This window comes from Serratia sp. JKS000199, from assembly GCF_900215455.1.
GTDB lineage: Bacteria > Pseudomonadota > Gammaproteobacteria > Enterobacterales > Enterobacteriaceae > Serratia > Serratia ureilytica.
In genome coordinates this window covers 328090-346430 of sequence record NZ_LT907843.1, presented here as the reverse complement: position 1 = coordinate 346430, position 18341 = coordinate 328090, and the positions used below count along the sequence as shown (strand labels likewise).

Annotated in this window: 20 protein-coding genes; 12 read left to right on the top strand and 8 right to left on the bottom strand. The window is 59.9% G+C overall.

What is annotated here, in order from left to right:
- The first annotated feature begins 2 nt into the window (after positions 1-2).
- From cyoB to CPH57_RS01690, 5 genes are all read left to right on the top strand, one after another.
- Positions 3-1994, top strand: a complete 1992-nt coding sequence (cyoB, locus tag CPH57_RS01710) for a cytochrome o ubiquinol oxidase subunit I (RefSeq protein ID WP_033642067.1) — start codon at positions 3-5, stop codon at positions 1992-1994.
- Positions 1984-2598 carry a cytochrome o ubiquinol oxidase subunit III gene (locus tag CPH57_RS01705; RefSeq protein ID WP_004940367.1) on the top strand — a complete coding sequence of 205 codons (615 nt, stop codon included), beginning with the start codon at positions 1984-1986 and terminating at the stop codon, positions 2596-2598. Before cyoB ends, CPH57_RS01705 begins: the two co-directional genes overlap by 11 nt.
- Positions 2598-2936, top strand: a complete 339-nt coding sequence (locus tag CPH57_RS01700) for a cytochrome o ubiquinol oxidase subunit IV (RefSeq protein ID WP_004940369.1) — start codon at positions 2598-2600, stop codon at positions 2934-2936. Before CPH57_RS01705 ends, CPH57_RS01700 begins: the two co-directional genes overlap by 1 nt.
- A 17-nt stretch (positions 2937-2953) precedes the next feature.
- Complete coding sequence (gene cyoE / locus CPH57_RS01695) at positions 2954-3844, top strand: heme o synthase (RefSeq protein ID WP_025301761.1); 891 nt, start codon at positions 2954-2956, stop codon at positions 3842-3844.
- A 199-nt stretch (positions 3845-4043) separates the two neighbouring features.
- Entirely contained in the window at positions 4044-5408 is a 1365-nt protein-coding gene (locus tag CPH57_RS01690; RefSeq protein WP_025301760.1) for an MFS transporter, read from the top strand.
- 34 nt (positions 5409-5442) lie between these two features.
- Here the strand turns inward: CPH57_RS01690 and CPH57_RS01685 are convergent, their stop codons facing one another.
- Positions 5443-5934, bottom strand: a complete 492-nt coding sequence (locus CPH57_RS01685) for a YajQ family cyclic di-GMP-binding protein (RefSeq protein ID WP_004940373.1) — start codon at positions 5932-5934, stop codon at positions 5443-5445.
- Between the two features lie 182 nt (positions 5935-6116).
- Here CPH57_RS01685 and panE point away from each other — a divergent pair, with 182 nt between their 5' ends.
- Together panE and yajL are read left to right on the top strand one after the other, a co-directional pair.
- On the top strand, positions 6117-7028 hold the full coding sequence (panE, locus tag CPH57_RS01680; protein ID WP_033642065.1) for a 2-dehydropantoate 2-reductase: 912 nt from the start codon (positions 6117-6119) through the stop codon (positions 7026-7028).
- On the top strand, positions 6991-7581 hold the full coding sequence (yajL, locus tag CPH57_RS01675; protein WP_033642064.1) for a protein deglycase YajL: 591 nt from the start codon (positions 6991-6993) through the stop codon (positions 7579-7581). The genes panE and yajL overlap by 38 nt, the downstream gene beginning before the upstream one ends.
- Before the next feature lie 66 nt (positions 7582-7647).
- On the opposite strand, the gene thiI is transcribed toward yajL, so the two are convergent.
- Complete coding sequence (gene thiI / locus CPH57_RS01670; protein ID WP_033642063.1) at positions 7648-9096, bottom strand: tRNA uracil 4-sulfurtransferase ThiI; 1449 nt, start codon at positions 9094-9096, stop codon at positions 7648-7650.
- Between the two features lie 160 nt (positions 9097-9256).
- On the opposite strand from thiI, the gene xseB reads away from it, so the two are divergent.
- The 4 genes from xseB to CPH57_RS01650 all read left to right on the top strand — a co-directional run bounded on the left by xseB (position 9257) and on the right by CPH57_RS01650 (position 13429).
- Positions 9257-9520: an exodeoxyribonuclease VII small subunit gene (xseB, locus tag CPH57_RS01665; protein ID WP_033642062.1), complete on the top strand. Its 264-nt coding sequence runs from the start codon at positions 9257-9259 to the stop codon at positions 9518-9520.
- Positions 9521-9525: 5 nt separating this feature from the next.
- Entirely contained in the window at positions 9526-10446 is a 921-nt protein-coding gene (gene ispA, locus CPH57_RS01660; RefSeq protein WP_033642061.1) for a (2E,6E)-farnesyl diphosphate synthase, read from the top strand.
- A 34-nt stretch (positions 10447-10480) separates the two neighbouring features.
- Complete coding sequence (gene dxs / locus CPH57_RS01655) at positions 10481-12346, top strand: 1-deoxy-D-xylulose-5-phosphate synthase (protein ID WP_096241955.1); 1866 nt, start codon at positions 10481-10483, stop codon at positions 12344-12346.
- A 108-nt stretch (positions 12347-12454) separates the two neighbouring features.
- Entirely contained in the window at positions 12455-13429 is a 975-nt protein-coding gene (locus CPH57_RS01650; protein WP_033642059.1) for an aldo/keto reductase, read from the top strand.
- A gap of 32 nt (positions 13430-13461) precedes the next feature.
- On the opposite strand, the gene pgpA is transcribed toward CPH57_RS01650, so the two are convergent.
- From pgpA to nrdR, 6 genes are all read right to left on the bottom strand, one after another.
- Positions 13462-13956, bottom strand: a complete 495-nt coding sequence (gene pgpA, locus CPH57_RS01645) for a phosphatidylglycerophosphatase A (protein ID WP_033634010.1) — start codon at positions 13954-13956, stop codon at positions 13462-13464.
- Positions 13949-14941, bottom strand: coding sequence for a thiamine-phosphate kinase (gene thiL, locus CPH57_RS01640; protein ID WP_096241954.1), 993 nt, complete (start codon positions 14939-14941; stop codon positions 13949-13951). The genes pgpA and thiL overlap by 8 nt, the downstream gene beginning before the upstream one ends.
- Positions 14942-14992: 51 nt before the next feature.
- The gene (gene nusB, locus CPH57_RS01635; RefSeq protein WP_004940384.1) at positions 14993-15409 is read right to left on the bottom strand and encodes a transcription antitermination factor NusB; all 417 of its coding nucleotides are present in this window, start codon (positions 15407-15409) and stop codon (positions 14993-14995) included.
- A 20-nt stretch (positions 15410-15429) separates the two neighbouring features.
- Complete coding sequence (gene ribE, locus CPH57_RS01630; RefSeq protein WP_004940385.1) at positions 15430-15900, bottom strand: 6,7-dimethyl-8-ribityllumazine synthase; 471 nt, start codon at positions 15898-15900, stop codon at positions 15430-15432.
- Between the two features lie 107 nt (positions 15901-16007).
- A complete protein-coding gene (ribD, locus tag CPH57_RS01625; protein ID WP_033642057.1) occupies positions 16008-17117 on the bottom strand; it encodes a bifunctional diaminohydroxyphosphoribosylaminopyrimidine deaminase/5-amino-6-(5-phosphoribosylamino)uracil reductase RibD in 1110 nt (369 codons plus the stop codon).
- Between the two features lie 10 nt (positions 17118-17127).
- Positions 17128-17577: a transcriptional regulator NrdR gene (nrdR, locus tag CPH57_RS01620; RefSeq protein WP_004940387.1), complete on the bottom strand. Its 450-nt coding sequence runs from the start codon at positions 17575-17577 to the stop codon at positions 17128-17130.
- A 176-nt stretch (positions 17578-17753) separates the two neighbouring features.
- Between nrdR and CPH57_RS01615 the strand changes: the two genes are divergently transcribed.
- On the top strand, positions 17754-18314 hold the full coding sequence (locus CPH57_RS01615) for a DUF3251 domain-containing protein (RefSeq protein ID WP_033651081.1): 561 nt from the start codon (positions 17754-17756) through the stop codon (positions 18312-18314).
- The last annotated feature ends 27 nt before the right edge of the window (positions 18315-18341 follow it).

Here is an 18341-nt window from a genome sequence, read left to right as displayed (position 1 = left end):
TGATGTTGGGAAAATTAACACTTGATGCGGTTCCGTACCACGAACCGATCATCATGGTCACCGTAGCCGCAATTATCGTCGGGGGCCTGGCAGTGCTGGCGCTGCTGACCTATTTCGGCAAATGGAAGTGGCTGTGGAGCGAATGGCTGACTTCGGTCGACCATAAAAAAATTGGTATCATGTATATCGTCGTGGCGATGGTCATGCTGCTGCGCGGCTTCGCCGACGCCATCATGATGCGTAGCCAGCAGGCGTTGGCGTCCGCCGGCGAAGCCGGATTCCTGCCGCCGCACCACTACGACCAGATCTTCACCGCGCACGGCGTCATCATGATCTTCTTCATGGCGATGCCTTTCGTGGTCGGCCTGATGAACGTCGTGGTGCCGCTGCAAATCGGCGCGCGCGACGTCGCCTTCCCGTTCCTGAACTCCCTGAGCTTCTGGTTCTTCGTGGTGGGCGTTGTGCTGATCAACATCTCCCTGGGGGTCGGTGAATTCGCTCAGACCGGTTGGCTGGCGTATCCGCCGCTGTCGGGTAAAGAGTACAGTCCTGGCGTCGGGGTCGATTACTGGATCTGGAGTCTGCAGATTTCCGGTCTGGGTACCCTGCTGACCGGCGTGAACTTCTTCGCCACCATTCTGAAGATGCGTGCCCCTGGCATGCCTATGATGAAGATGCCGGTGTTCACCTGGGCGGCGCTGTGTACCAACGTCCTGATCATCGTTTCTTTCCCAATTCTGACCGTCACCATCGCGCTGCTGACCCTGGATCGCTATCTGGGCACCCATTTCTTCACCAATGATATGGGCGGCAACATGATGATGTACATCAACCTGATTTGGGCCTGGGGTCACCCAGAGGTGTACATTCTGGTTCTGCCGGTGTTCGGCGTGTTCTCCGAAGTCACCGCGACCTTCTCCAGAAAACGCCTGTTCGGCTATACCTCACTGGTATGGGCAACTATCGCGATCACCGTTCTGTCGTTCATCGTCTGGCTGCACCACTTCTTCACCATGGGGTCCGGCGCGAACGTTAACGCCTTCTTCGGTATCGCCACCATGATCATTTCCATCCCGACCGGGGTGAAAATCTTCAACTGGCTGTTCACCATGTATCAGGGCCGCATCAAGCTCAACTCCGCAATGCTGTGGACCGTTGGCTTCATCATCACCTTCTCCGTGGGTGGTATGACCGGCGTTCTGCTGGCTGTGCCGGGCGCGAACTTCGTGCTGCACAACAGCCTGTTCCTGATCGCGCACTTCCACAACGTCATCATCGGCGGCGTGGTGTTCGGTTGCTTCGCGGGCCTGACCTACTGGTTCCCGAAATCCTTCGGCTTCACGCTGAACGAAAAATGGGGCATCCGCGCGTTCTGGTTCTGGATCATCGGCTTCTTCACCGCCTTCATGCCGCTGTACGCATTGGGCTTTATGGGCATGACCCGTCGTATCAGCCAGAACATTAACCCTGAGTTCCACCCTCTGCTGCTGGTTGCAGCCGGCGGTGCGGCGCTGATCGCCTGCGGCATCTTGTGCCAGCTGACCCAGATCTTCGTCAGTATCCGTGACCGCGAACAGAACCGCGATCTGACCGGTGACCCATGGGGCGCTCGTACTCTGGAGTGGTCAACGTCTTCTCCACCGCCGTTCTATAACTTTGCCGTAGTGCCGCAGATTCATGACCGTGATGAGTTCTGGGACATGAAAGAAAAAGGCGAAGCCTATAAGAAACCGGCTAAGTACGAACCGATTCATATGCCTAAGAACACCGGCGCCGGCGTTATCATCGCCTTCTTCAGCCTGGTATTCGGTTTCGCAATGATTTGGGAAATCTGGTGGATGGCTCTGGCCGGTTTCATCGGTATGATCGTCGTCTGGATCGGCAAGAGCTTCGATCACGATGTTGACTACTATGTGCAGGTTGATGAAATCGAGCGCATTGAGAACCAACACTACGAACAAATCCGTAAAGCAGGCGTGAACCATGTCAACTGAAACTCTGACCAATCATAACGCAGCCCATGCAGAGCATGGGCACCACGATGCGGGTGAGACCAAGGTCTTCGGATTCTGGATCTACCTGATGAGCGACTGTATTTTGTTTGCGAGCTTGTTCGCGACTTATGCAGTCCTGGTGAACGGGACCGCCGGCGGTCCCTCTGGCAAAGACATCTTCGACCTGAAGTTTGTCTTGGTCGAAACTTTCCTGCTGTTATTCAGCTCCATCACCTACGGCATGGCGATGATCGCCATGAACAAGGGTAAAGTTGGCGGTGTAAACACCTGGCTGTTCCTGACCTTCCTGTTCGGTCTGGGCTTCGTGGCGATGGAAATCTATGAATTCCATCACCTGATCGCCGAAGGCTTCGGTCCGGATCGCAGCGCGTTCCTGTCCAGCTTCTTCGCGCTGGTCGGCACCCACGGTCTGCACGTGACTTCCGGCCTGATTTGGATCATCGTGCTGATGATTCAGGTGAGCAAGTTCGGCCTGACCGCGACCAACAAAACCCGCCTGATGTGCCTGAGCCTGTTCTGGCACTTCCTGGACGTGGTCTGGATCTGCGTATTTACCGTTGTCTACCTGCTGGGGGTTATGTAATGAGCCATTCATCCCATGAAACCTCTCACGGCGGCGCAAGCCACGGCAGCGTGAAGTCATACCTGATCGGCTTTATCCTGTCGATCATCCTGACGGTAATTCCATTTGCGATGGTAATGAACGGCACTGCCTCTCATTCCACCATCCTGGCGGTTGTTGTCGGTATGGCGGTTATCCAGGTGATTGTTCACCTGGTTTACTTCCTGCACATGAACACCTCATCGGAAGAGCGCTGGAACCTGGTGGCATTGCTGTTCACCGCTATGATCATCGGTATCGTTGTTGTAGGTTCACTCTGGATTATGTACAACCTCAACATCAATATGATGGTCGATTAAGAGCTGAGCTGCACGTGATGATTAAGCAATACCTGCAAGTCACTAAACCAGGAATTATTTTCGGCAATTTAATTTCTGTCGTTGGGGGATTCCTGCTCGCTTCCAAAGGGAGCATCGACTATCCCCTGTTTCTCGCCACCCTGGTGGGTGTCTCGTTGGTGGTCGCGTCGGGCTGTGTGTTTAACAACTACATCGACCGCGACATCGACAAGAAGATGGAGAGAACGAAGAATCGGGTGCTGGTAAAAGGCCTGATCGCGCCGAGTGTCACCCTGGTTTATGCGACCGCGTTGGGTATTGTGGGCTTCGCGTTGCTGTATATCGCGGCCAACCCGCTGGCCATGTGGCTGGCGGTGATGGGCTTCGTGGTTTATGTCGGCGTTTATAGCCTGTACATGAAGCGCCACTCGGTCTACGGCACGCTGATCGGCAGCTTGTCGGGCGCCGCGCCGCCGGTTATCGGTTACTGCGCGGTCACCAACGAGTTCGACGCCGGCGCGTTGATCCTGCTGGCTATCTTTAGCCTGTGGCAGATGCCGCATTCTTATGCGATCGCTATCTTCCGCTTTAAAGATTACCAGGCGGCCAACATTCCGGTGCTGCCGGTGGTGAAAGGCATTTCCGTCGCCAAGAACCACATCACGGTCTACATCCTGGCGTTTATGATCGCCACGCTGATGCTGACCCTGGTGGGCTACGCCGGCTACAAATACCTGATCGTCGCTGCGGCGGTGAGCGTATGGTGGCTGGGCATGGCGCTGCGCGGTTACAAAACCGAAAACGACAGCGTCTGGGCGCGTAAACTGTTCGTGTTCTCCATCGTCGCCATCACCTCGCTGAGCGTGATGATGTCGATCGACTTCAGCGCCACGGCGGCGCCTGAAGCGCTGGTGACCTACGTTTGGTAAGCCAAATCATCTGTCAATGGGCCGCGTATGCGGCCCATTTTATTTGTCACGCCGAAAAGCGGCCAAACTGTAATATCTGTTAAACAACATTCGATTTACCCCCCCCTGCCCTGCACACTAAAATGACGCAGCTTTACAGAAATCATGCCATCAGGCGCTGTCTCAACGTCTGATGGCATGGTTTTTACCGAGGTTTGATGTGAACGATAATTCAATGACCCCGCAGGAGCGCCGCGCCACCTGGGGATTAGGCACCGTATTCTCCCTGCGCATGCTCGGCATGTTTATGGTATTGCCTGTGTTGACCACCTACGGCATGGCGCTCAACGGCGCCAGCGAAGCGCTGATCGGCATCGCCATCGGCATTTACGGCCTGGCGCAGGCGGTGTTTCAGATCCCGTTCGGCCTGGTGTCCGATCGCATCGGCCGCAAGCCGCTGATCGTCGGCGGCCTGCTGATCTTTGCCCTCGGCAGCGTGATCGCCGCCGTCACTGACTCTATCTGGGGCGTGATCCTCGGCCGCGCGTTGCAAGGCTCCGGCGCCATCGCCGCCGCGGTAATGGCGCTGCTCTCCGATCTGACCCGCGAACAGAACCGCACCAAAGCGATGGCGTTTATCGGCGTCAGCTTCGGCATCACCTTCGCCATCGCCATGGTTCTGGGCCCTATCATCACTCACGCCTTGGGCTTGCACGCATTGTTCTGGATGATCGCCGTGCTGGCGCTGGCCGGTATCGTCATCACCCTGGCAGTGGTGCCTTCCGCCGACACCCATCTGCTGAACCGCGAGTCCAGCATCGTGCGCGGCAGCTTCCGCAAAGTGCTGAGCAACTCGCGCCTGTTGAAACTCAACTTCGGCATCATGTGTCTGCACATTCTGCTGATGTCGAGCTTCGTGGCGCTGCCGCTGGCGATGGAAAAAGCCGGGCTGGCGGCCAGCGAACACTGGATCGTCTACCTGGTGACCATGCTGGTGTCGTTCGCCGCCGTGGTGCCGTTCATTATCTATGCCGAGAAATATCGCCGCATGAAGCAGGTGTTTATGGGCTGCGTGGCGGTGCTGTTCTGCGCCGAAGTGCTGCTGTGGCTCTCCGGCGCTCATCTATGGGGCATCATCGCCGGCGTGCAGCTGTTCTTTATGGCCTTCAACGTGATGGAAGCCATCCTGCCTTCGCTGATCAGCAAAGAATCGCCGGCCGGCTATAAGGGCACCGCGATGGGGGTGTACTCCACCAGCCAGTTTATCGGCGTGGCGATCGGCGGCAGCCTCGGCGGCTGGCTGTACGGTTTGCAGGGGGCAGGCTTGGTGTTTATCGCCGGCGCAGTATTGGCCGCCGTCTGGTTCCTGGTCAGCAGCACCATGAAAGAACCGCCGTATGTCAGCAGCCTGCGCATTACGCTGTCGGAACTGGCGGTGAAGGATTCAGCGCTGGAAAGCCGCCTGAAGGCGCAGCCCGGCGTGGCCGAGGCGATCGTCGTGCCGGAAGAGCGCAGCGCCTACGTCAAGGTGGATACCAAGCAGACCAATCGCGGTCAGTTGGAAGCGCTGGTCAATTCGCTGTAAAAAATCAGGGCCGGCAATGCCGGCCCCGTCGAGATTAATCGCGGAAGTTCTTGAACTGGAACGGCTGGCCCAGATCGCCGCCGCGCACCAGCGCCATCACGCTCTGCAAGTCGTCGCGTGACTTGCCGGTCACCCGCACTTCTTCGCCCTGGATCTGCGCCTGCACCTTCAGCTTGCTGTCTTTGATCAGCTTGACGATTTTCTTCGCCACGCTGGTTTCAATCCCCTGCTTCAGCTTGGCTTCCACGCTGTAGGTTTTACCGCTGTGGGTAAACTCTTCCGGGATCTCCAGCGCGGCGCCGTCGATGCTGCGCTTGCTCAGCTTTTCGCGCAGAATGTCGAGCAGCTGCTGCACCTGAAAATCAGACTCGGTGGCAACCTTGATGCTTTGATTCTTCTCGTTTAGCTCAAAGCTGGCCGGCACGTTGCGAAAATCCCAGCGGGTGCCGAGATCGCGGGTGGCGTTCTCAACGGCGTTACGCACTTCCTGCATATCAATTTCGGAAACGATGTCGAAAGATGGCATACTTCTTCCTCCTGAATGAGTGCCTAATAGCTTAGGCGATTTTGATGCCGAGCATGATAACCGCTTTGCCGCCTCAGACAAAATCTGCTGAACGCACGCAGGGATAGCGCTTCAGGCTGCCATAAAGCCTATAGTTAGATCACGGTAATTGAGCGGTATTCCCGTGTTTCCAAGGAGACTGAATGAAAATAACCATTCTTGGTTGCGGCGCGCTCGGACAACTGTGGCTCTCCCGGCTGTATCAGCAGGGCCACGATGTACAGGGATGGCTAAGAGTGCCGCAGCCTTTTTGCGCCGTGAACGTGATAGAGCCGGAAGGCGTCTCGTTTAATCGCAATTTGCCCACCAACGATCCGGAGCACCTCGCGCAAAGCGAGCTGCTGCTGGTGACGCTGAAAGCCTGGCAGGTATCCAGCGCGGTCAGCGCGCTGTTGCCGAAGCTGAGCCCCCGCTGCGCCATCTTGCTGCTGCACAACGGCATGGGCACTCAGGAAGAGCTGCCGCCGAACGGCCAGCCCATCTTGCAGGGCACCACCACCCACGCCGCGCGCCACGAAGGCAGCACCATTATCCACGTCGCCACCGGCATCACCCACATCGGCCCCACCTCACCGGCCGCCCAGCACCTCAGCCACTTGGCGGAAGTGCTGCATCAGGCACTGCCCGACGTCGCCTGGCACAACAACATCGCCTCGGCCAACTGGCGCAAGCTGGCGGTCAACTGCGTGATCAACCCGCTGACGGCGCTGTACGGCTGCCGCAACGGCGATCTGCAGCGCTACCCGGAGCAGATCGAAGCGCTGTGTCGTGAAGTCGCCAGCGTGATGGCCATGGAGGGTTACCACACCTCCTGCGAAGGCCTGATGCAATACGTGATGGACGTGATCCACAGCACCGCCGACAACGTTTCGTCGATGCTGCAGGATATCCGCAGCCAGCGGCATACCGAGATCGACTACATCACCGGCTACCTGCTGCGCCGCGCGCGCAGCCACGGCCTCACGCTGCCGGAGAATGCGCGGCTGTTTGAATTGATTAAACGAAAGGAAAATGAATATGAGCGTATCGGCGCTGGTCTGCCTGGCACCTGGTAGCGAAGAAACCGAAGCCGTCACCACCATCGATCTGCTGGTGCGGGCGGGCGTTAAAGTCACTACCGCCAGCGTCGCCGGCGACGGCGAGCTGACTATCGTTTGTTCGCGCGGCGTCAAGCTGCTGGCCGACGCGCCGCTGGTGGCGATCGTCGATGAGCCTTTCGACGCCATCGTGCTGCCCGGCGGCCTGCAGGGGGCGGAATGCTTCCGCGACAGTCCGCTGCTGGTGGAAAAAGTGCGGCAGATGCATCTGCAGGGCCACATCGTCGCCGCCATCTGCGCGGCCCCGGCGCTGGTGTTGCAGCACCACGATCTGTTCCCGATCGGCAACATGACCGGTTTCCCGGGTTTGAAAGATCGGATACCGGCGGATAAATGGATGGAGCGCCGCGTGGTGTACGACGCGCGCGTCAACCTGCTCACCAGCCAGGGGCCGGGCACCGCGATGGAGTTTGCACTGAAGCTGATAGACCTGCTGCTCGGCAAGGCCAAAGCGGCGGAGATCGCCGCGCAGCTGGTGCTGATCCCTGGGATGTACGATTTCCGCGACTGAGCGGCTTGCCGATAAAAAAAGGGCTGAACACCGGTTCAGCCCCTCTCATTTACGCCGCTGCCCGCGTTACGGGCGATAAACCTTCACGTTGCTGAAGCCCTGCTCCAGCAGGTACAGCGCCTGCAGGCGGCTCATTACGCCGCGCTCGCAGTACAGCAGATAGGTTTTGCTCTGATCCAGATCGCCGAACTGGGTGCTCAGCTTATAGAACGGCAGCGCTTTCACTTCAACCTGTTCCAGCTGCAACGGCTTCTCTTCCTGCTCGTCGTTGGAACGGATATCCAGGATCACCTCGTCGGCGCCGAAGGCCGCGACGGTTTCCACTTCGGTCACCTGCTCCTGCGCCTGCTCGGCGATGGAGCGAATATCGACGTTCTTCGCCTCGCTCACCACCCGATCGAGAATGCTGAAATCGAAGTGGCTTTCTTCCTCTTCAATCTTGGCCTTGACGGCTTTTACCGTCGGGCTCTTCGAAATCACGCCGCAGTATTCCGGCATGGTTTTGGCGAAGTCCTCGGTGCCGATTTCACGCGCCAGTTTGATGATGTGCTCTTTATCGTGCGAGATCAGCGGACGCAGGATCAGCGTATCGGACGCATTGTCGATCAAGCGCAGGTTGGTCAGCGTCTGGCTGGACACCTGCCCCAGCGCCTCACCGGTTACCAGCGCCTGCACGCCGTAGCGTTCGGCCACTTGCGAAGCGGCGCGCACCATCATGCGCTTGAGCACCACGCCCATCTGACCGTCGTCGACTTTCTCCAGGATCTCGCCCACCACCGGTTCGAAGTCGATGGCGACGAAGCGCACCTTGTGCGAGCTGGCGAAACGGTTCCACAGATAGTGCGCCACCTGCTTCACGCCAATCTCATGCGCGGCGCCGCCCAGGTTAAAGAAGCAGAAATGCACGCGGCAGCCGCGACGCATCAGCATATAGCTGGACACGCCCGAGTCGAAACCGCCGGAAATCAGCGACATCACGTCTTCCTGAGTGCCGACCGGGTAACCGCCGATGCCTTCGAGGCGGCGTTTAACCAGCATCAGCTTGTCGTCTTCGATCTCGAGGTTTACCGTGACCTGCGGGCGGGTCAGGTTAACGCGCGCGCTGTCGATATGCTGGTTCAGACCGCCGCCGACGTAGCGCTCCACGTCCTGCGAGTTGAACGCCTGCTTGCCGCGGCGCTTGACGCGCACGCAGAAGGTTTTGCCTTCCAGCTGGGCGCGGTAGGCTTCCAGTGTCTGCTCGAAGATGTGGTGGATATCGGTATAAGCGCGATCTTCCACTTCCAGAATATGGTGGATGCCGGGAATGCGCGTCAGCGCGTCGGCGATGACCGGCCGCTGGTTTTCATCTTTGGCGCGAACTTCGATATGATCCCAGTGACGGACGACCGCCAGCGTTTCATCATACTGCTTCAGGACGTTGCGAATATTGGTCGAGAGAATCTTGATAAAGCGCAAGCGCACAGATTGGCTCTTGATGGTGATTTCCGGGAACAATTTAATGATAAACTTCATGGCGGTCTTTGTTGTCAGATAAGAATTACGGCGCGGAGTATATCACCATATCGCCGTGCTCTGCGCACAAAACCACACATGAGCGCCATGATTTGCTAATCAAGATCCGCTAGGATAGGCTCTGGCGCCACGGTTCACATGATGACGTAAAAAGAAAATTATGCCGAAAAAACCAGCACAATCAGCCAGTACAGAGCAAACAGCCAGCTTTGAAAGCGCCCTCGGCGAGCTGGAAAGCATCGTGACGCGTCTGGAGTCGGGCGAACTGCCGCTGGAAGACGCGCTGAACGAATTCGAACGCGGCGTGCAGCTGGCGCGTCAAGGCCAGCAGAAACTGCAACAGGCGGAACAGCGTGTGCAGATCCTCCTTAACGACAGCGCCGACGACGCGGCGTTGGCGCCTTTCACACCGGATACCGAGTAACCGACATGTCTGAGATCGTCCCATCGGCCGCTTTTGCCGATCAACTGCAGATTTTCCGCCGGCGCGCCGATCGCGCGCTGCTGGATTTCATCGCCCCGCTGCCGTTCAACAACGGCAACATGGTGGCGGCGATGCGTCATGGCGCCTTACTGGGCGGCAAGCGCCTGCGCCCGTTCCTGGTGTACACCACCGGCCAGATGTTCGGCGTATCGCTGACCAACCTGGACGCGCCGGCGGCGGCGGTGGAATGCATTCACGCCTACTCGCTGATCCACGACGATCTGCCGGCGATGGACGACGACGATCTGCGCCGCGGCCAGCCGACCTGCCACATTAAATTCGGCGAAGCCAACGCGATCCTGGCCGGCGATGCGCTGCAAACGCTGGCGTTTTCGATCCTGGCCGATGCCGAAATGCCCGACGTGGCGCTGCGCGATCGGCTGGCGATGGTCTCCGAACTGGCGGCGGCCAGCGGCGTCGCTGGCATGTGCGGCGGCCAATCGCTGGATCTGGAGGCCGAAGGCAAGCGCGTCGATCTGCAGGCGCTGGAGCAGATCCACCGCCACAAAACCGGTGCGCTGATCCGTGCCGCGGTGCGTCTGGGCGCGCTGAGCGCCGGCGAAGCAGGACGAGCGGCGCTGCCGCAGTTGGATCGTTACGCCGCTGCGGTCGGCCTGGCGTTCCAGGTGCAGGATGACATTTTGGACGTTGTCGGCGAGACTGAAAAGATCGGCAAGCGCCAGGGAGCGGACCAACAACACGGAAAGAGTACCTACCCGGCGTTACTCGGGCTTGACAGCGCGAAAGCAAAAGCGTGGGATCTCTATCAGGAAGCATTAGCTGCATTAGACACTTTGGCAGCGCAATCTTATAACACAGCGCCATTGCGAGCGTTAGCCAGCTTCATTATTGAACGCGACAATTAACGTGTGACGTTAACTCCTCTGATATGAGTATCGAATGAGTCTTGATATAGCCAAATACCCAACCCTGGCGCTAGCGGAAAACCCCGAGGAACTCCGCTCACTGCCCAAAGAGAGCTTGCCGAAGCTGTGCGATGAGCTGCGGCAATATCTGCTGAACAGCGTCAGTCGCTCCAGCGGCCACTTTGCCTCCGGGCTGGGTACCGTCGAACTGACGGTGGCGTTGCATTTCGTCTACAACACGCCGTTCGATCATCTGGTGTGGGACGTCGGCCACCAGGCCTACCCGCACAAAATCCTGACCGGCCGCCGCGACCGGATCGCCACTATCCGGCAAAAGAACGGGTTGCACCCCTTCCCGTGGCGCGCCGAAAGCGAATACGACGTGCTGTCGGTCGGCCATTCGTCAACCTCGATCAGCGCCGGCCTCGGTATGGCGGTGGCGGCAGAGCGTGAAGGCAAAGGCCGCCGCACGGTGTGCGTGATCGGCGATGGCGCCATCACCGCCGGCATGGCGTTCGAAGCGATGAACCACGCCGGCGACATCAATCCGGACATGCTGGTGGTGCTGAACGACAACGAGATGTCGATCTCGGAAAACGTCGGCGCGCTGAACAACCATCTGGCACAGCTGCTGTCCGGCAAGCTTTACTCCACCCTGCGCGAAGGCGGCAAAAAAGTGCTGGCCGGCGTGCCGCCGATCAAGGAGCTGGTGAAACGCACCGAAGAGCACCTGAAAGGCATGGTAGTGCCGGGTACGCTGTTCGAAGAGCTGGGCTTCAACTACATCGGCCCGGTAGACGGGCACGACGTACAAGGCCTGGTCGCCACGTTGAAAAACATGCGCGACCTGAAAGGCCCGCAGCTGTTGCACATCATGACCAAGAAAGGCCGCGGTTACGCGCCGGCGGAGAAGGATCCGATCAGCTTCCACGCGGTGCCGAAGTTCGATCCCGCCAGCGGCACGCTGCCGAAAAGCGCCGGCGGTCTGCCGACCTATTCGAAAATCTTCGGCGACTGGCTGTGTGAAACCGCCGCCAAAGACAGCTCACTGATGGCGATCACGCCGGCGATGCGCGAAGGTTCCGGCATGGTGCAGTTCTCGCGCGACTATCCGCAGCAATATTTCGATGTGGCGATCGCCGAGCAGCACGCGGTCACCTTCGCCGCCGGGCTGGCGATCGGCGGCTACAAGCCGGTGGTGGCGATCTATTCCACCTTCCTGCAACGCGCCTACGATCAGCTGATCCATGACGTGGCGATCCAAAACCTGCCGGTGATGTTCGCCATCGATCGCGGCGGCATCGTAGGCGCCGACGGCCAGACCCACCAGGGGGCGTTCGATCTGTCGTTCATGCGCTGCATCCCGACCATGGTGATCATGACGCCGAGCGACGAAAATGAATGCCGCCAGATGCTGTATACCGGCTATCACTACAACGACGGCCCGAGCGCCGTGCGCTATCCGCGCGGCACCGGCACCGGCGCTGCGCTGGAGCCGCTCAGCCTGCTGCCGATCGGCAAAGGCGTGGTGCGCCGCCAGGGGGAAAAGATCGCCATTCTCAACTTCGGCACCCTGCTGCCGGAGGCCGCTGCGGCGGCGGAAGCGCTCAACGCCACGCTGGTCGACATGCGCTTCGTCAAACCGCTGGACGAGCAGCTGGTGCTCGAACTGGCCGCCAGCCATGAAACGCTGGTCACGCTGGAAGAGAACGCCATCATGGGCGGCGCCGGCAGCGGCGTCAACGAACTGCTGATGGCCATACGCCGTCCGGTGCCGGTGCTGAACCTCGGCCTGCCGGACAGCTTCGTCTCACAGGGCACCCAGGAAGAACTGCGCGCCGATCTGGGGCTGGACGCCGCCGGCATTCAGCGCCAAATCGAAACCTGGCTGGCGCAGTAATTCGCCACTCGCGCCTGATAAAACGCCTCCGCCTTCGGGGGCGTTTTCATTTCCGCCCTCCGGGATCCGCGCTACAGTTACTGTCTGAGCTGTGAATGGGAGGCAAGCATGAAGTATCTCAAACTGGGCAACACCGATCTGAACGTCTCGCGCATCTGCCTGGGTTGCATGACCTACGGCGAGCCGAGCCGCGGCAATCACGCCTGGACGCTGCCGGAAGAAAGCAGCCGCCCACTGTTGAAACAGGCGCTGGAAGCCGGCATCAACTTTTTCGACACCGCCAACAGCTATTCCGACGGCAGCAGCGAGGAGATCCTCGGCCGGGCGCTGCGCGACTATGCACGCCGCGAGGAGGTGGTGATCGCCACCAAGGTCTATTTCCCGCTGAGCAACCTAGAGCGCGGTTTGTCGCGCGCCAAGATCATGCAGTCCATCGATGACAGCCTGCGCCGTCTCGGCACCGACTATGTCGATTTGCTGCAAATCCATCGCTGGGATTACGAAACGCCGCTGGAAGAGACGCTGGAAGCGCTGCACGACGTGGTGAAAGCCGGTAAGGCACGTTACATCGGCGCCTCTTCCATGTACGCCTGGCAGTTCGCCAAGGCGCTGTATACCGCCGATCTGCACGGCTGGACGCGCTTCGTCAGCATGCAGGATCAATACAACCTGATCCAGCGCGAAGAAGAGCGCGAGATGCACCCGCTGTGCGCCGCCGAAGGCATCGCCGTACTGCCGTGGAGCCCGCTGGCGCGCGGCCGCCTGACCCGCCCCTGGGGCGAAACCACCGCCCGCCTGGTCTCGGACCAGTTCGGCAAGAGTCTGTACGATGAAACCGAAGGCATCGACGCCATTATCGCCGAGCGCGTCGCCAGCCTGGCGGAGGAACGCGGCGTGCCACGCGCGCAGATCGCGCTGGCCTGGCTGCTGAACAAGCCGGCGGTCAGCGCGCCGATCGTTGGCGCGTCACGCAGCGAGCAGTTGGACGACGCCATTGCCGCGGTCGATTTGAGTTTGTCGCCGCAAGAGGTGGCGGAGTTGGAAACGGCTTACGTGCCGCATCGGGTGACGGGATTTGAATAAGAGAAGCGGGCGCGAAGAACCGCGCCCGGCTGTCAGAACAGCCCGATCGGCCAGTGGTGCCCAATCAGGTAGATGATGCCCGCAGACAGCACGCCGGCGATGATATCGTCGACCATGATGCCCATGCCGCCATGCACGTTGCGGTCAAACCAGCGGATCGGCCACGGCTTCCACATATCCAGAATGCGGAAGATGACGAAACCGGCGGCGACCCAGCGCCAATCGTTGACCGGCAGCGCCATCAGCGTGATCCACATGCCGACGAACTCATCCCAGACGATGCTGCCGTGATCGTGCACCTTCATGTCTTTTGCCGTGCGGTGGCAAATATAGACGCCGATGCAAATGCTGAACATCACCGTCAGCGAGTAGAGCTGCCACGGCAGTTGGATCAGCAGCAGCCAGAACGGAATCGCCGCCAGCGATCCCATGGTGCCCGGCATCACCGGCGACAAACCGCTGCCAAAACCGGTGGCCAGCAGGTGCCACGGATTGCTCATCCGCAGCCGACGCTTGGCTTCATCCATGGCTGCCCGACTCCGCGTTGAAATGATCGAACCCGGCCCAGTCCAGCTCTACCGCTTCGTCGTTGCGATAATAGCGGATGCCTTCAGACAGCGGGCCAATCTGGCCGATACAGGTGTAGTCGGCCCCGAGGTGGCTCAGCGCCACTTCCAGCGCGCCGCGGTTGATCTCCGGCACGGTGAAGCACAGTTCGTAATCTTCGCCGCCCGCCAGCGCCCAGCGCAGCGCCTGCTCGGCATCGGCGTGGCTGCTCAGCGCCTGCGATATCGGCAGCTCGTCCAGTACGATGCGTGCGCCACAGTCGCTGGCCTTCAGGATATGCTTCAGATCGGAAATCAGGCCGTCGGAGATGTCGATCGCCGAGCTGGCCAGATCGCGCAGTGCCTGCCCCTGCAACACCCGCGGCTGCGGCCGCAGATGACGAGCGACCAGATAATCGCGCGCCGTCGCATCCGTCACCGCCAGGCGATCCTGCAGGATCGCCAGACCGGCGGCGCTGTCGCCCAGCGTACCGGTCACATAGATCCAGTCACCGATGCGCGCGCCGCTGCGGGTCAACGCCCGGCCGGCCGGGATCAGCCCCTGAATGGTCAACGTCATGCTCAGTGGGCCGCGTGTGGTATCGCCGCCGATCAGCTGCATGCCGTAATAGTTGAGCTGATCGAACAGGCTATCGCTGAAGGCCTTCAGCCAGGGTTCGTTCACCTCCGGCAGGGTCAGGGCCAGCGAGAGCCACGCAGGATCGGCGCCCATCGCCGCCAGATCGCTCAGATTGACCGCCAACGCCTTATAGCCGAGATCGGCCGGATCGATCTCCGGCAGGAAGTGAATGCCCGCCACCAGCGTATCGGTACTGACGGCCACCAGCTGTTTTTCCGGCACTGCCAGCAGTGCGCAGTCATCTCCAATGCCCAACTGTACATCCCGGCGCACGCGCTTAAACCGGTCAAAATAGCGGGCAATGAGGTCAAATTCGCCGCATGCCATATCGATATTCCACTAGAAGAAATTAAGGCCGGGAATGCCGGCCTTAATGTTTTACTTTTTCTTGCGAAGGGTTGGCGCCACTTTATCCAGCACCCCGTTCACAAACTTGTGGCTGTCTTCCGCGCCGAAGGTTTTCGCCAGCTCGATCGCTTCGTTAATCGCCACCTTGTAAGGGACATCCTCGCGCATTTTCAGTTCAAACAGCGCGACGCGCAGCACCGCGCGCTCCACCTGGCCCAGCTCTTCGAGCTGACGCGACAGGTAAGGCGCCATCAGTTCGTCCAGCATACCTGCATTCACTGCCGCGCCGGACAGCAACTCGCGAAAATAGGCGACGTCAACATCTTTGACATCCTGCTCCGTCAGGAACTGGTGTTCAACATCGGCAAGGTCGTTTTTAGACAACTGCCAAGAGTAAAGCGCTTGAACAGCGCACTCACGAGCGCGGCGACGAGCAGCAGGTTTCACGGAATTCCCCTTAACTAAATTCAGGCTTTAATAGCTTTGATAACATTAATCATTTCAAGTGCGGTCAGCGCGGCTTCAGCGCCCTTGTTGCCCGCTTTGGTGCCGGCGCGTTCGATCGCCTGTTCGATGCTTTCGGTGGTCAGCACGCCAAAGGCAACCGGGATTTCGGCATTCATCGCAACGTTGCCGATGCCGGAGCTGGCTTCGCCCGCCACATATTCGAAGTGCGCGGTGCCCCCACGGATAACGGTGCCCAGCGCGATAACCGCGTCGTATTTACCGGTTTTGGCCAATACGCTCGCCGTCAACGGCAGCTCGTAAGCGCCCGGGACCCAGACAACGGTGATGTTGTCGTCAGCAACCTGACCAATGCGTTTCAGCGCGTCGATAGCGCCTTCCAGCAGGCTGTCGTTGATGAAATTGTTAAAACGTGCAATTGCGATCGCCACACGGGCATTTGGAGTAGCAACAACACCTTCGATAACTTTCATGGGCTTTCCTTAAAAATGGGTTCAATACCCCGCAGGGGGGCGGATTCTATCATATTCTTTCATCGCCTGCGCGGCGCTTTTGTAAAACCGGCGCGCGGGCGCGAGATTCAGTGTTTCGCCCGCAGGCGCAAACGCAGATCGGGGCCAACCTGGCGCACGTCGCTAAAGACGAATTCCGGTGCGTCGGCCAGACGCTCAAGGCCCGGCAAATGACACAGGCCGCGGCCATTATCGCCCAACAGTTTTGGCGCGATGTACAAAATGAGCTCATCCACCAGGCCAGCCTGCAGCAGCGCGCCGGCCAGCGTCGCCCCCGCCTCCACCCAGATTGAATTCACCTGGCGCTTGGCCAACAGCATCATCATCACCACCAGATCGACGCCGCCGCCGTGCGCCGGGCAGATAAACTGCTCAACGTCTTGCGGCCAAGCCTGTTCATCCGCCTGCAGCCGCGCCAGCCAGGTAGCGCCCGGTTGCTGCACCACGCGATGCTGTGGGGTGATGCGATTTTGGCTGTCGAGCAGGATACGCAGCGGCTGACGCAGATTTTCGCGCGGATAGAGGCGCTGGGTCTCGGCATCCAGCTCATCCCAACGCACCGTCAGCGACGGATCGTCCGCCAGCACGGTGGCGCTGGTGCTGAGAATGGCGGCGCTCTGCGCACGCAGCCGCTGCACGTCCTGACGCGCTTCGGGTGAGGTGATCCACTGGCTTTCGCCGGAGGCCATCGCCGTGCGGCCGTCCAGCGACGCGCCCAGCTTCAGTTGCACATAGGGAAAACCGGTGCGCATGCGTTTGAGGAAGCCCAGGTTGACCGCTTCGGCCTCGGCCAACATCAGGCCATGACGTACTTCGACGCCGGCTTGCTGCAGCTTGTACAAGCCGCGCCCCGCCACCTGAGGATTGGGATCTTGCATCGCCGCGACCACCCGCGTCACGCCGGCGGCCACCAGCGCATCGGCGCAGGGAGGCGTGCGGCCGTGATGGCTGCACGGCTCGAGCGTCACATAGGCGGTGGCGCCGCGCGCCTTGTCGCCCGCCATGCGCAGCGCGTGCACTTCCGCGTGCGGCTCGCCGGCGCGCAGATGATAGCCTTCACCGACAATTTCGCCGTCGCGCACGATAACGCAGCCGACGTTCGGATTGGGCGCGGTGGTGAAACGCCCCAGCCGCGCCAGCTCGAAGGCGCGCGCCATGTAAAATTCGTCGTGATGCATGAAAGATCCTTTAGTCTTGCAGGCGGGCAATCTCTTCGCCGAACTCGCGCACGTCTTCGAAGCTGCGGTACACCGACGCGAAGCGAATGTAGGCGACCTTATCCAGCTTTTTCAGCGCGTCCATCACCAGATTGCCGACTAACTTGGTCGGCACTTCGCGTTCGCCGGTGGCGCGCAGTTGGGATTTGATATGGTTAAGGGCGTTTTCCACGTCGTCCGAGCTGACCGGGCGCTTTTCCAGCGCTTTCAGCATGCCGCGACGCAGTTTGTCTTCGTTGAACGGCTCGCGCACCTCATCGCTTTTAATCACTCGCGGCATCACCAGCTCGGCCACCTCGAAGGTGGTGAAGCGTTCATTGCATACCAGACACTGGCGACGACGGCGTACTTGCGAACCGTCCCCCACCAGGCGGGAATCAATGACTTTGGTATCAACGGCGGCGCAGAAAGGGCAATGCATAACACGTCCTGATAAACGTTTTTTATAGATAAATGCAGTTTAACCCGAAGTGAAGCCACAACAAAGGGCGTCGGCCATTTGTTGCGATAAGCGGCGGGCAGGCGGCGCCGATATGACTTTCACCGCCATGCGGGCTAAGCTTGATAGCAGGAGATTCAGCATAGGAAATCGCCGTCATGACAACCCGTTATCCCAAAATCGCCCTGCTCGCCGCCGCCGTGTTGCTCACTGGCTGCGCGCACAACGCCGCCGTGCCTCAGCTGCGCCATCAGGTCGCCGCACTGAACCAAAAAGTGAGCGTATTGACCGATCAGGCCACCGCGCTGGAGCGGCAAAACCAGCTCAATCAGCACTCCGACAACGGCGTCTACCTGCTGCCGGCGGCGCGGAGCGCCGCCCGTTTGCAAAGCGGCATCGGCGAACTGAGCGTTTCGCTGAGCCACATCAAGAGCGAAGCCAACGGTGCCCAGGCGCAGCTGCATGTGCGCATCCTCTCACAGGCCACGCTGCCGCCGTTTAAAGCGGTGGTGGAATGGGGCCAACTGGACGCGGCCACCGGCCGGCCGCTGACCGCCGAGGCGCTGTCGCAACCGATCGCCAGCGCCGACTCGCTGCTGCCGAAACCCGGGCAGGACTTCGAGCTGCGCTTCAGCGGCCTGACGCCGGAACAGCTGGGCTATATCCGTCTGCACAGCCTGGTAGCCACCGCCCAGCCGGCGGTGGTGCAGCAACACTGAAATCCGAGGCAAAAAAAAGGAGCGCCG

Bases quoted from the DNA above. Each gene is read 5' to 3' on its own strand.
- cyoB (WP_033642067.1), top strand. From the start codon at position 3: ATGTTGGGAAAATTAACACTTGATGCGGTTCCGTACCACGAACCGATC.
- CPH57_RS01705 (WP_004940367.1), top strand. From the start codon at position 1,984: ATGTCAACTGAAACTCTGACCAATCATAACGCAGCCCATGCAGAGCAT.
- CPH57_RS01700 (WP_004940369.1), top strand. From the start codon at position 2,598: ATGAGCCATTCATCCCATGAAACCTCTCACGGCGGCGCAAGCCACGGC.
- cyoE (WP_025301761.1), top strand. From the start codon at position 2,954: ATGATTAAGCAATACCTGCAAGTCACTAAACCAGGAATTATTTTCGGC.
- CPH57_RS01685 (WP_004940373.1), bottom strand. From the start codon at position 5,934: ATGCCATCTTTCGACATCGTTTCCGAAATTGATATGCAGGAAGTGCGT.
- panE (WP_033642065.1), top strand. From the start codon at position 6,117: ATGAAAATAACCATTCTTGGTTGCGGCGCGCTCGGACAACTGTGGCTC.
- yajL (WP_033642064.1), top strand. From the start codon at position 6,991: ATGAGCGTATCGGCGCTGGTCTGCCTGGCACCTGGTAGCGAAGAAACC.
- thiI (WP_033642063.1), bottom strand. From the start codon at position 9,096: ATGAAGTTTATCATTAAATTGTTCCCGGAAATCACCATCAAGAGCCAA.
- xseB (WP_033642062.1), top strand. From the start codon at position 9,257: ATGCCGAAAAAACCAGCACAATCAGCCAGTACAGAGCAAACAGCCAGC.
- ispA (WP_033642061.1), top strand. From the start codon at position 9,526: ATGTCTGAGATCGTCCCATCGGCCGCTTTTGCCGATCAACTGCAGATT.
- dxs (WP_096241955.1), top strand. From the start codon at position 10,481: ATGAGTCTTGATATAGCCAAATACCCAACCCTGGCGCTAGCGGAAAAC.
- CPH57_RS01650 (WP_033642059.1), top strand. From the start codon at position 12,455: ATGAAGTATCTCAAACTGGGCAACACCGATCTGAACGTCTCGCGCATC.
- pgpA (WP_033634010.1), bottom strand. From the start codon at position 13,956: ATGGATGAAGCCAAGCGTCGGCTGCGGATGAGCAATCCGTGGCACCTG.
- thiL (WP_096241954.1), bottom strand. From the start codon at position 14,941: ATGGCATGCGGCGAATTTGACCTCATTGCCCGCTATTTTGACCGGTTT.
- ribE (WP_004940385.1), bottom strand. From the start codon at position 15,900: ATGAAAGTTATCGAAGGTGTTGTTGCTACTCCAAATGCCCGTGTGGCG.
- ribD (WP_033642057.1), bottom strand. From the start codon at position 17,117: ATGCATCACGACGAATTTTACATGGCGCGCGCCTTCGAGCTGGCGCGG.
- nrdR (WP_004940387.1), bottom strand. From the start codon at position 17,577: ATGCATTGCCCTTTCTGCGCCGCCGTTGATACCAAAGTCATTGATTCC.
- CPH57_RS01615 (WP_033651081.1), top strand. From the start codon at position 17,754: ATGACAACCCGTTATCCCAAAATCGCCCTGCTCGCCGCCGCCGTGTTG.